Origin of the sequence: Shewanella sp. GutCb (assembly GCF_002836135.1) — a bacterium.
GTDB lineage: Bacteria > Pseudomonadota > Gammaproteobacteria > Enterobacterales > Shewanellaceae > Shewanella.
In genome coordinates, this window is the sequence record NZ_PJBL01000006.1 from 1 (window position 1) to 12,410 (window position 12,410).

General features: G+C 36.1%; 10 protein-coding genes and 1 pseudogene. All 11 read left to right on the plus strand.

Going from position 1 to position 12,410, the window contains the following annotated elements:
* Nucleotides 1–161: 161 nt before the first annotated feature.
* The 11 genes and pseudogenes from CXF86_RS05420 (at nt 162) to CXF86_RS05475 (ending at nt 12,270) form a co-directional block, all read left to right on the plus strand.
* Nucleotides 162–1,256, plus strand: coding sequence for a polysaccharide pyruvyl transferase family protein (locus tag CXF86_RS05420; protein ID WP_102038537.1), 1,095 nt, complete (start codon nt 162–164; stop codon nt 1,254–1,256).
* Between the two features lie 430 nt (nt 1,257–1,686).
* A pseudogene (locus CXF86_RS05425) lies at nt 1,687–2,808 on the plus strand (ISAs1 family transposase).
* A 733-nt stretch (nt 2,809–3,541) separates the two neighbouring features.
* Entirely contained in the window at nt 3,542–4,309 is a 768-nt protein-coding gene (locus CXF86_RS05435; protein WP_102038539.1) for a glycosyltransferase family 32 protein, read from the plus strand.
* The gene (locus CXF86_RS05440; RefSeq protein WP_219622721.1) at nt 4,306–5,496 is read left to right on the plus strand and encodes a glycosyltransferase; all 1,191 of its coding nucleotides are present in this window, start codon (nt 4,306–4,308) and stop codon (nt 5,494–5,496) included. The genes CXF86_RS05435 and CXF86_RS05440 overlap by 4 nt, the downstream gene beginning before the upstream one ends.
* Nucleotides 5,496–6,584, plus strand: coding sequence for an EpsG family protein (locus CXF86_RS05445; RefSeq protein WP_102038540.1), 1,089 nt, complete (start codon nt 5,496–5,498; stop codon nt 6,582–6,584). The genes CXF86_RS05440 and CXF86_RS05445 overlap by 1 nt, the downstream gene beginning before the upstream one ends.
* A 9-nt stretch (nt 6,585–6,593) precedes the next feature.
* On the plus strand, nt 6,594–7,649 hold the full coding sequence (locus CXF86_RS05450; RefSeq protein ID WP_102038541.1) for a glycosyltransferase family 2 protein: 1,056 nt from the start codon (nt 6,594–6,596) through the stop codon (nt 7,647–7,649).
* 3 nt (nt 7,650–7,652) lie between these two features.
* The gene (locus tag CXF86_RS05455) at nt 7,653–8,525 is read left to right on the plus strand and encodes a glycosyltransferase family 2 protein (protein ID WP_102038542.1); all 873 of its coding nucleotides are present in this window, start codon (nt 7,653–7,655) and stop codon (nt 8,523–8,525) included.
* Between the two features lie 9 nt (nt 8,526–8,534).
* Entirely contained in the window at nt 8,535–9,680 is a 1,146-nt protein-coding gene (locus CXF86_RS05460; protein WP_257985294.1) for a glycosyltransferase family 4 protein, read from the plus strand.
* A 32-nt stretch (nt 9,681–9,712) separates the two neighbouring features.
* Entirely contained in the window at nt 9,713–10,309 is a 597-nt protein-coding gene (locus CXF86_RS05465) for a sugar transferase (RefSeq protein WP_102038544.1), read from the plus strand.
* The gene (locus CXF86_RS05470) at nt 10,302–10,922 is read left to right on the plus strand and encodes an acetyltransferase (protein WP_219622722.1); all 621 of its coding nucleotides are present in this window, start codon (nt 10,302–10,304) and stop codon (nt 10,920–10,922) included. Before CXF86_RS05465 ends, CXF86_RS05470 begins: the two co-directional genes overlap by 8 nt.
* A 166-nt stretch (nt 10,923–11,088) precedes the next feature.
* On the plus strand, nt 11,089–12,270 hold the full coding sequence (locus tag CXF86_RS05475; protein WP_102038545.1) for a DegT/DnrJ/EryC1/StrS family aminotransferase: 1,182 nt from the start codon (nt 11,089–11,091) through the stop codon (nt 12,268–12,270).
* Nucleotides 12,271–12,410 lie beyond the last annotated feature (140 nt).

A 12,410-nucleotide genomic window follows, 5' to 3' on the forward strand; every position in this document is an offset into this window, starting at 1 on the left:
ATAGCCTTTTGGATTTCGTTATCAAAGGTAGTATTTTTACATTACTATTTTTTATTACGCTATTGTTTTATATTAGAAATAGGTTTATGGGTTGGTTCAATATAAATAACCAAGTTAAGTTAAGTTAAAGTATAACGTCAAATTAAATATTGTAGGAACACATGAAGATAAAAACTATTACCTGTCACGATGTATATAATCATGGTGCTACTTTGCAGGCATATGCACTCATGACTTACTTAAGTCAGCAGGGGCATGATGTGGAAATTATTGATTATAAGCCAGAGTACCTTTCAAGGAATTATAAACTTACCGTTGTAAACAATCCAAGATTTTCAACAAATTTAGTGATTAAGTGTTTATATTTATCAGCAAAGTTGCCATCGCGCTTGAGGTCTCGAACTAGAAAGTGGGCATTTGATGTATTTAACAAAAAACATTTAAAGCTAACAGAAAGGTACTCAAGTCATCAATGTTTGCAAGCGAAACCACCAAGTGCTGATGCTTATATATGTGGCAGCGACCAGATATGGAATACCCTTCACGCTAATGGTAAAGACCCTGCATTTTATTTGGATTTTGGCTCGCAAGACGTAAAAAAAATTGCCTATGCCGCAAGTTTAGCTACTGATAAAATTCACAATGGGTATGAAGGGTTTGTGTTTTCTAAAGTCAGTAATATAGATCATATCGCATGTAGGGAATCATCTGGCGTAGGGTTAATTAATCAATTAGGTATTAACAATGTAACACATGTTATGGATCCAGCTTTTCTGTTAGACGAAAAACAGTGGAATGAAATAGCAACTAAACAGTTCCCTGACAAGTATTTATTAGTTTACGACTTTGAATCTAGTGATAGAATTAAGGAAAAAGCACTTTCAATTAGTAAGGAAAATAATTGGAAAATATATACTGTAAATCCAGGGAAGTTTGCGTATGCTGATAAACGTTTTGATAATGTGGGGCCTGATGTTTTTTTGTCATTAGTTCGAGATGCCCAGTTAGTTATATCAAACTCCTTCCATGCTGTAGTATTTCCATTGATTTTTAAAATACCATTTATTATCGAGCACCGAAGTGAAGGTATTAACGCAAGGATGGAAGATATATTCAAAACAATAAATGAAGAGAGTAAATACCATTCAGGTGATGTTGTAAATTACACAAATGAAATAAATGAAATATTGTTAAAAAAAATCAAAGTGTCCAGAACTTATTTGTTAGAATCAATTGCTTGTTGTAAAAGAACATGAGCAAACAACAATTTAATCTAATAAAATGAATAGCAATTACCTTTGTGCTGATGCTACACTTATTTAATGCTTATGATTACCATGATATCTATGCGCCCTACCTGTTAATTAACGGTACACCGTTAACGTTTTATATGTCACTATTTACTGATTGTTGTGTATTGTTATTTCTATACTGTAGTGGCGATGGCCTTTATTATTCTTATAAAAAGCAGAATAAACAGAACCATATAAAAATTCCCCAAAAGATTAAAAGGGTCTGTATATAAAGTGTTGGGTGATACTCATATTGTTTTGTTTAATACAGGGGCCGTTATTGGGGGGGCGTTATCCAGGGCAAGATCGTGAACGTATTTTGACCAACTGAATAGATCGATTTGACGCACAAAGCTACCTGTGATCTTATACTCCCTTTTGAAGGAGAGTATTCATGCATATCGAGAGCTTCAAGGCCCATTTTCAACCAATTTCTGACCAACGCCAAAGTGCTAAAGTGACTTACACACTCTTTGAGGTCTTGTTCGGCTCCCTTTGAGCTGTTATTACGGGTGCTAAAGGTTGGTTTGACATTAGAGAGTATATCTTCGGTCACCACCAGTGGTTTAAAGGCAATGGCATGTTTATAAACGATATTCCCGTTGATGACACCATTGCCCGCATTATCTCGACAATTGAACCAGAGCAGTTCCAACAATGCTTTTTAGCCTGGATGCAATCGATTCATACTCTGACAGAAGGTCAAGTGATCGCTATTGATGGGAAAACACTTCGTGGTTCGTATAACCGCGAAGACAGGTCAAGTACTATTCACATGATAAGTGCCTACGCCTCATCAAATAAACTGGTGCTTGGTCAGGTAAAAACTGCCCAGAAAAGCAATGAAATTACAGCTATTCCAGAACTGCTTAGGATGCTCGATTTACGCGGAGCCTTAGTAACAATTGATGCGATGGCTTGTCAGACAAAAATAGCTAAGACGATTGTAGAGCAAGGCGGCGACTATTTACTCGCGGTTAAAAATAATCAAGGAAAGTTGCGACAAGCGATTGAAAAATCATTTAAACCGACACGCTCAGCAGTATTGAATAACGTGGATTTTGAAAAAGGTCATGGTCGAATTGAGTCTCGACAATGCACAGTGTTAAATGTGCAAGAGCTTGACGGCAACTTCACTCGTTGGAAAAACTTAAAAAGTATTATAATGATAGAAAGCTTCCGATACAAACACGATAAGTCCGTAGGGCTTGAGTATCGTTACTACATCAGTTCAAAGGAATTAACAGCTAAGCAGGCAGCGTCAGCAGTACGTGAACACTGGGGTATACGGTCAATGCATTGGGTACTCGATGTCAGTATGCATGAAGATGCGTGCCAGATTTATAAAGAAAACGGTGCAGAAAACTTAGCATGTTTACGACATATGGCGTTGAATATGTTGCGCTCAGAGCCAACCAAACTGAGTATTGTCGGTAAACAGAAGCGGTGTTTAATGAATCCAGCGATGCTTGAAAGCGTTTTAATTGCAGGTTTGAGTGCGACGGTTAAAAACTAAACACTCATGCGGTTGCCCTGGGGCGTTATCCCGGTAGTTGGCAAGTAATACTGTTAAATTTAACGGCACCTGACACTAGTTATAATGGTGCCTGGTGGTTCTTTACCACATATATATTCTGTTTGTTGCTTTCACCAATTTTGTTTAAGTTGATAGATAGTTACATTGTCACAGTTATCATTCTTCTATTTTTGTTATTTATACAATTGGATATATTCAGCGGTTTAAAGCCATTTTAGTGCAGAGCAACCCTATTTAGAGTGGTCTGTTACATAAGCCGCGTTACTAGGTAATAGCTTGCTACTTTTCGTAATAGGTGCATATTTTGTTAAATTTGGCATGTTAATGTAATTAAAAACATGCTTGAAAAAACTCAATCGGTTTGTTATTAATCCGTTAATGCTTGTAAGTTTAGTTTATATGTTTATTGTAAAAACATATGTGCCAACTCTATATGCAGCTGTTTTTACAGGTGTTGGCTTGTTCGTTTGCTATTTGCTTATTGATAAACCCAAAATTGTAAACTCAACTCTAGCTTATTTAGGACATCATTCTTCTAATATATGGCTTTCACACATGTTCCTTTATATGAATTTTGGTGCCTTTAGCCAATCTGTGTATTTAACTAATGACCCAGTAATGATTTTTAGCACGCTGTTATTTATGTGTATTCAATTTTCATATTTCATTAATTTTCTTGAAAGTAAGTTTCAACGTATAGGTTCGAATTCACATGACTAAAATACCTAAAATACCTAAAATACCTAAAATACCTAAAATACTCCATTACTGCTGGTTCGGTAATAATCCTAAACCAAAATCAGTTTTAAAATACATCGAAGGCTGGAAAATAGTTTTACCTGATTACGAAATCAAAGAGTGGAACGAGTCAAACTTCGATATTCACTGTTGTGATTACACTTCACAAGCATATACCGCCAAGAAGTTTGCTTTTGTTGCTGATTATGCACGACTTAAAGCTCTTTACGATTATGGTGGTATCTACCTAGACACTGATGTGGAAGTAGTTAAATCATTAAATGGACTTATAGATAACGCTAAAGCCGATGTTATTCTGGGCTTTGAAGAAGAAAATTGGGTTTGTACTAGTTCGATAATCGCGGTAAAAAAAAATGCATTTATAAAGGAGTTTTTAGATTCTTACCACTCTAAATCCTTTCTTACCGATACAGTTATCAACACTACAACTAATGTGAATATGCTATCTAATTGGTTATTTAGGCTAGGGCTTAAGCAAGTAAATCAAACTCAACTAATATATTATAAACGTTCAACTATTAAAGTACTTGAACAGCAATATTTATCCCCACTGGATTACATTAACCGTATTGATAATAGAACTGAAAAAACGTACACAGTGCATCATTACGATATTACCTGGGGAAATAAAAGAGATTACCTAATCCGTTTTGTTAAATTAGCTTTTGTAAAATTGATTGGAAAAAATTTAGCTACCAAGTTTTGGAGTATGGTGCGATGAAAAAGCGCGTTCTAATAACTAACTACGATATGGAAATTGGCGGAGTTGAACGTAGCCTTGCTAGTATGCTTGCAAATTTCGATTATGGTCACTTTGACCTTGATTTGCATCTACATAGCCACACTGGTCCACTGATGAAGCTTATCGATAATCGTGCAAAGCTGTTACCAGAAAAGGCAGGCTGCAAAACTTTCAGAAAAGGTATTATAGATACTCTACTGTCGGGTTATCCAAGTCTTGCTACTAGAAGGTTTATAGCTCGTTTAGCAGCAAAAAAATTCGCGAAGCGTACACAAACGAATGATGCCGGATACTTTCAGTTTCAATACATTTGGAATACTTGTTACAAATGCGTTGAGCCCATTCAGCAAGAGTATGATATTGCAATCAGCTATTTATGGCCACATCATTTTACGGCATTTAATGTCAATGCAGATATTAAAATTGCTTGGATTCATACAGATTACTCTACTATCGATATTGATGTAGCAAAAGATTTAACTGTTTGGGATAAATTTAATTACATTATTAGTATCTCTGATGCCTGCACTGATTCATTTTTAAAAACGCATCCGAGCTTAAGAAATAAAGTCCATGTGGTTGAAAACCTTACAAGCCCCGATTATGTAAAGGCGATGGCATGCGAACCACTTGAACAACCATTAAGTGATGGCTTTAACCTCGTCAGTGTAGGTCGGCTTTGTGATGCCAAGGCCTTTGATCGAGCGGTTGGTGTGTTAGCCGTACTCAACAACCGTGGTTACAAAGATATCAACTGGTACATTGTGGGTGAAGGAGGTGACAGACCATTGATTGAAGCTAAAATTGCAGAACATGATCTGCATAATCGTTTTATCTTGCTGGGGAGTATGATTAACCCATATCCGTATATGAACGCAGGTGATATTTACGTGCAGCCCTCACGTTATGAAGGCAAGGCTGTTACGGTTAGTGAGGCATTAATATTAGCTAAACCGGTCATTATTACAAATTACCCTACGGCGCCAAGCCAAATAAACAGTGGTGTGAATGGGATGATTTGTGGTCAACCAGTCGATGATATCGCTGATGGGATCGAGGAGCTTTACCATGATGACTTACTAAAGTTGAAACTAGTTGACTATAATAAGCAAAAAGATCATTCAAACAGTGATGAATTATCCAAACTATATAGGCTGTTAAAATAGTGTTCCCATATATTATTGTTGCTTTTATTTCTTGCGTTTCCCTTTTCTTTGCTGTTTATTTAAAAGATAATAAAAGTTCAGGTTATCATTTTTTTATAGCAGTAGCTTTGTTTCCACTTGTTATGCTTGCAGCCTACAGGGGACAGTGGGTTGGAACGGATACGTATACTTACTTGGAGCTTTGGAACAATGTAGAGTTTAGGTCCTTTGAGAACAAATCGATATTATTTTCTGAACCTGCTTTTCATCTATTAGAAGTTATCACTAGATATATTTCAAAAAATACTTTTTTTGGACACGAGGTGTTTCTTGGTTCTATTTCAATATTAGTTTGCAGTCTTTGTTTATCTTCTATTCTAAAGCATGCTAATTTCAAATCATTTTCATGGTTGCTTTTTATACTTTTAGGGGTTTATACGTTTCATTTCAATGGTGCTCGGCAAGCAATCGCTATTGCATTATTTATGTTTTCGCTAAGATTTATCATCAATAGAAATTTTATATTATTTATTTTGGTCGTTCTATTAGGGTTTTTTTTTCATAAATCCATGCTTGTTTGTCTACCTTTTTACTTTTTGTATGGAAAAAAATTAGATTATAAACAGGTGCTCCTTATTGTAGTGTTATCGGTATTAGTCGCCATTTCAATTACTAGTATTGTTGAAGTCGCTTCAGAGTATGATGCTAGGTATAAAAGTTATGCTGATGGTAATAGTTCTGGGGGAGGTTTAGTCACGGTACTGTTTAATTCTGCCTTACTTGTTTGGTTGTGGATGAGTAAAAGATTCTGCTCTATTGAAGACAGGATTTATGACCTTTCATTATTGATGATGTTGATTGCAGTTTGTATAGGTTGGATGTCGGTTATTCTTTCATTGAATCCGTCAGGAATTTTGCGCTTATCTATGTATTTTACACAGTTTGTTATTTTTTCTTTACCATTATCAGTAATGTATTATAAACGTGGAGGAACGAGGGCATTCGTACTCACTTCTGTTTTGCTAGTTTTGTTTGTTTATTTTTATTTGACCACCACTTCTTTTTCAGGTCTAGCCCCATATCGGTTAGGGGTTGAACTCTACTTTTAAGGTTTTAATATGGATACCCCTTTAATTAGTATAATTGTGCCTGTTTATAATGTGGAAGAGTATTTAGATAAATGCTTAACTAGCTTAATTGAGCAAAGCTATCAAAATTTAGAAATCATTTGTATTAATGATGGCAGTCCGGATAATAGCCAGCTTATATTAGACAGATATGCAAAACTCGACAGTCGTATCATCGTTATATCTCAGACTAATCAAGGCGTATCTGCCGCCAGAAATGCTGGTTTATCGAGAGTGACAGGTGATTTTACTATGTTTGTAGACCCTGATGATTGGTTAGATTTAGATTGTTGCCGCATCGTTATAGAGATAGCTTTAAAAAACGACTATGACGTTGTATTTTGGCCATATAATAAATTTTTTTCCGAAAGGATTGAAAAGCAATTTGTTTACAATGAAAATATAGCTTTTGATAATAAGGTTACCGTAAAAAAGGGGGTATTTAAAGATTTGCTTGGCCCCTCCAATTTAGACTTGAAACGTCCTCATATTCTAGATGCTAAAGTTACAGTACATTGTAAACTTTATAAATCAGGTCTCATGGTTGAACGGATTTCATTTGTTGACTTGAATATCATTGGGTCGTCAGAAGATTTACTTTTTAACCTACAGGTTTTTAATAATGTCGAGTCCGCATATTTCTTAAATACCCCTCTATATAATTACCTTAAAACTAATGAAAATTCAATTACGACAGTCTATAAACCTAACCTCCTAAAACAGTGGGAAAAACTCCATGAATATATTCGGAATAGTGTAGATCTCGATGATTTAGTAGATGAATATAAAAATGCGTTTTCTAATCGTATTGCTTGCTCAATTATTGGTTTAGGGCTTAATGAATTGAGTAAAAGGGATTCATTTTTTAATACTCGAAGTCGAATTTTGGCTATTGTGAGTGATAAAAAATATTCAGGAGCGCTAAATAAAATAACCACAGTCAATATGCCACTGCATTGGAAGTTGTTTTTTAGATGTGCAAAATTTAAATTAGTCACTCCCCTTACACTCTTATATTTCGTTATTCACCGTATTATTTTAAGGTAAGTTATGTCCATTACAGTTGCAATCCCAATTTACAATGCAGAACAATATTTGCCGCTTGCAATACAGTCGGTACTTAATCAGTCGTTTGGAGATTTTGAGCTTATTCTACTTGATGATGGCTCTACCGATAATTCTTTAGCAATAGCAAAAAGTTTTGAAGATCCCAGAATTAGAGTGATATCTGATGGTCATAATATGGGGCTGCCGGCAAGATTAAATCAAATCGTAGAACTTGCTAAATTCGATTTGATCGCACGAATGGATGCTGATGATATTATCCCTGATAATAGGTTGAAATTGCAATTTGATTACATAAACGCTCACCCCTGTAAGGACTTAGTTACAACCGGTACAGGTTATATCGATGGTAATTCTTATATGGGTCAATCTCTACCTAGCCCCCCTTCAGAAGTCTCATTGCCCCATATGATAGCTGGTCAACATGGTATTTGTCATGCATCCTTATTAGTCCGTAAATCATGGTATATGCGCAATCAATATGATGGTTCAATGGCGCGAGTAGAGGATTATGAATTATGGATTAGAGCTTTCCTTAATAATGATTTAAAGCTAGGTTACTTAAATGTTATTGGCTATTACTACCGTTCAGATAATACATTAAACCAGCATAAATTTATTACTAGCTATAAAGGAGGGTTGTTAGTAGCGAATAAGTTACCACTACCTTTCTTTATTAAATTTAAATTCAGATTGAAATTGTTAGCAAAAATCGTTTTAACGTTTAGTATTTTTAAACTTGGTTTGCAAAGGAAATATTTTTCTAAAATGAATAAGAGTGATATATCAAAAAGGGAAAAGAAAATTTTCTTACAACAATTAAGAAAAATAAATGACAAATTAGGTATATTCCATTGATATATGCGCATGATTAAATTAGTAATTATTACAACAGTTCCTATTACTTTAACTGGCATCTTAGCAGATCAACCTAAATTTTTAGCTGAACACTTCGATGTTGTTATCATTAGTAGCCCCGAAGAAGAGTTGAAGCAGGTAAGCAGAAATGAATGTTTACCTATTCATTCTGTACCTATGCAGCGTGGTATCAGTCCTTTTAAGGATTTAATATCATTATTTAAAATGATTAAGGCACTCAGGAAGTTAAAGCCAGATATTGTACATTCTTATACACCTAAAGCTGGTTTTATTACCATGCTTGCTGGCTTTCTATGTAGAGTCCCTGTTCGAGTGCATACTTTTACAGGATTAATCTTTCCAACTACTACAGGGATAAAGCAAAAAATATTAATTTGGATGGACAGATTGATTTGTGCTTGTGCAACAACAATTGTGCCTGAAGGAAATGGCGTTAAGCAAGATCTTATAAATTATGGTATTACTAAAAAAGAATTAAAGGTAATAGGCCATGGCAATATAGCAGGTGTTAATACTGATTATTTTAATAGGGATGTTGTTATTAATGAAGGAACAGATTCAGCGCTTCGGACACAATTAAATTTATCCAAAGATGCGTTTTTGTTTTGCTTTGTTGGTCGGTTTACTCAGGATAAAGGTTTCTTTGAATTGCTAGAGGCTTTTAATCGCCTGCCAGAGAATGCACATCTATTGCTTGTCGGTGCAATGGATGAGCGCTTACCTTTACCGAAAGAGATAACACAATCGATAAAAAATCACCCTCGTATTCATGATATAGGTTGGCAAGACGATGTTCGGCCAGCGCTTGCTGTAAGTGATGTACTTGTTTTACCAAGTTATCGAGAAGGTTTTCCAAATACACCATTACAAGCCGGTGCGATGGCACTGCCTTGCATTGTTACTGATATCAACGGTTGTAATGAAATAATAACACCGGGTATTAATGGCTGGCTAGTTGCTGCAAAGAACTGTGATGCACTATTTGATGCAATGCTCAGCAGTATGAAAGCATCTAACCTTACAAAACTTGGGGAAAATGCACGATTAGCCATTGAAAATAAATTTGAAAAAACTGCGCATTGGCAAAAGATGCTCGACTTTTATAATGAGAAATTCAATTCTTTAAACAAATAATGCCATTACTTACTCTTTAGAGAATAATTTAAATGAAACGTACCTTTGATTTTTTTGCAGCTTTCTTTGCTTTATTAATATTATCTCCCGTTATGTTAATTACAGCCATATTAATCCGACAAAGATTGGGTAGTCCCGTGTTGTTTAAACAAGCTCGGCCCGGTCTACATGGCAATACCTTTAATATGCTTAAATTTAGAAGCATGAAAGATGCGGTTGATTCTAAGGGTAACCCTTTGCCTGATTCAGAACGCCTTACACCATTTGGGCAAAAACTACGTTCAACAAGTTTAGATGAACTTCCTGGTTTATGGAGTGTGCTTAAGGGTGATATGAGCTTAGTTGGGCCTCGTCCATTGCTAGTTGAATACCTTCCTTTATATTCACCCGAACAAGCTAAACGGCATAACATTCGCCCCGGCATTACAGGTTGGGCGCAGGTTAATGGTCGTAATGCAATTAGTTGGAAGCATAAGTTTGAATTTGATGCTTGGTATGTTGAAAATCAATCATTATGGTTAGACATAAAAATTTTATTGTTAACGGTTAAAAAGGTTTTTTTAAAAGAGGATATTTCAGCAGAAGGTCACGTTACCATTGAACCTTTTAAGGGAAATAGTAATGATTAAACGTTGCGCTATTTTAGGTGCTAGTGGGCACGGTAAAGTGATTGCTGAAATTGCAGATCTTAATCATTATACAGAAATTAATTTTTATGATGATCGTTGGCCCGAACTACAAAGTATTGAGAATTGGGATGTTTTAGGAAATACTCTAGACCTACTCTCACTAGTTCATCAATATGATTTAGTTGTAGTAGCAATTGGTAACAATAAAATTCGACTTGATAAGGTCGATTTATTAAAATCTGCAGGTGCGAATCTTACTGCTTTAATTCATCCCTCGGCAATAATTAGTCCATACTCCCAATTGGGAGAAGGCAGCGTTGTGATAGCTAATGCTGTTGTTAATCCTTTTTCAGCTATAGGCAATGCTTGCATAATTAATACTAGTGCAACAATTGATCATGATTGCATTATTGGTGACGGTGTTCATATAAGCCCTGGTGCAAACCTTGCTGGCGGTGTAAAAGTAGGAAAGAGTAGTTGGATTGGGATTGGTGCGCAGGTAAAACAATTGATTAGAATTGGCGAGAATGTTGTTGTTGGGGCTGGTGCTACTGTTTTACATGATGTTACGGACTCTAAGACTGTTGTCGGCTGTCCTGCTCGACCTCTATAAAACGACGTTTAAACTCGTTAGCTAAGTCTGATATTAAAGAGGTTTGTTGTAATTAGTATCAGTCGCTATTTCATCTATTGTATCTTCTTTTTGTTAAAAGCTTTTGTAAGAAATTCATTGTTTCATTTTTCAGGCTCACTAGTTATATTTCACTTTGGAATTATTAATGCTTAATACAAAATTCTCTCCTTGGCCTTCCTTTTCACAAGAGGAGGCAGATAAAGTCAGTCGTGTTTTGTTGTCAAATAAAGTCAATTATTGGACTGGTCAAGAAGGACGCGACTTTGAAAAAGAATTTGCGGCTTGGGTTGGCTGTGACCACGCTATTGCTCTAGGTAACGGAACTTTAGCTTTAGACCTAGCTTTAAAAGCTCTAAATGTCGCTGTAGATGACGAAGTTATTACTACTCCACGCACATTTCTAGCTTCTGTCTCTTCAATTGTGACAGCAGGCGCGACGCCTGTTTTTGCTGATGTAGATTTAAATAGTCAAAATATTACAGCAAAATCAATTGAAGCTGTGTTAACGCCACAAACCAAAGCTGTGATTGTTGTTCATCTTGCTGGCATGCCTGCAGAGATGGACGCTATTATGGCGCTGTCTGAGAAGTATGGCTTTAAGGTCATTGAAGACTGTGCTCAAGCCCATGGTGCAAAGTACAAAGGCCGAAGTGTAGGTTCTATTGGTCATATCGGTGCTTGGTCATTCTGTCAGGATAAAATCATGACCACCGGCGGTGAAGGTGGCATGGTTACAACGAATGATAAAGAGTTATGGTCAACAATGTGGTCTTATAAAGATCATGGTAAAAGCTTTGACGCCATATATAATCGTGAACATCCACCTGGGTTTCGTTGGTTACATGAAAGCTTTGGCACTAACTGGCGCATGACCGAAATGCAGGGCGCGATAGGCCGTATTCAGTTAACTCGTATGCTAGATTGGACCGCTAAACGTCAATCCAATGCCAAAGCGATAGACGAAGCTGTTGCTGATATAAATGTAGTTCGAACTGTTCTTGTACCTGATTATATCGAACATGCAGAATACAAGCATTATATGTTTGTTAAGCCTGAGAATTTAGCCAAAGGTTGGTCACGAGACCGTATCGTAGATGAAATAATGGCTCTTGGCGTACCTGCTTTTCAAGGGAGCTGCTCAGAGGTATATCTTGAGAAAGCCTTTGATAATACGCCTTGGCGCCCTGAGGTACGATTACCAAATGCGGTTGAGTTAGGGGAAACCAGTTTAATGTTCTTGGTTCATCCAACATTGACTAAAGCAGAGATAGATAAAACATGTGAAGTCATTCGCAGTGTTTTATTGTCAGCACAACAGCAGGCCTAATTTAGCTATCTATTCGGGTCTATCGCTTAGTGTATTGATTTCATTGTAATGTCAGTTGGTCTTTTCGTCTCAATAACCCATTTAGACGAGATCAACTGACTCACCAAGCTTTTTTCTTCGTTTTTACTTTTAGTTTATTT

Excerpts from the sequence above, each read along its gene's own strand:
- CXF86_RS05465 (WP_102038544.1), top strand. The coding sequence starts at position 9,713 with ATGAAACGTACCTTTGATTTTTTTGCAGCTTTCTTTGCTTTATTAATA.
- CXF86_RS05450 (WP_102038541.1), top strand. The coding sequence starts at position 6,594 with ATGGATACCCCTTTAATTAGTATAATTGTGCCTGTTTATAATGTGGAA.
- CXF86_RS05420 (WP_102038537.1), top strand. The coding sequence starts at position 162 with ATGAAGATAAAAACTATTACCTGTCACGATGTATATAATCATGGTGCT.
- CXF86_RS05475 (WP_102038545.1), top strand. The coding sequence starts at position 11,089 with ATGCTTAATACAAAATTCTCTCCTTGGCCTTCCTTTTCACAAGAGGAG.
- CXF86_RS05435 (WP_102038539.1), top strand. The coding sequence starts at position 3,542 with ATGACTAAAATACCTAAAATACCTAAAATACCTAAAATACCTAAAATA.
- CXF86_RS05470 (WP_219622722.1), top strand. The coding sequence starts at position 10,302 with ATGATTAAACGTTGCGCTATTTTAGGTGCTAGTGGGCACGGTAAAGTG.
- CXF86_RS05455 (WP_102038542.1), top strand. The coding sequence starts at position 7,653 with ATGTCCATTACAGTTGCAATCCCAATTTACAATGCAGAACAATATTTG.
- CXF86_RS05440 (WP_219622721.1), top strand. The coding sequence starts at position 4,306 with ATGAAAAAGCGCGTTCTAATAACTAACTACGATATGGAAATTGGCGGA.
- CXF86_RS05460 (WP_257985294.1), top strand. The coding sequence starts at position 8,535 with ATGATTAAATTAGTAATTATTACAACAGTTCCTATTACTTTAACTGGC.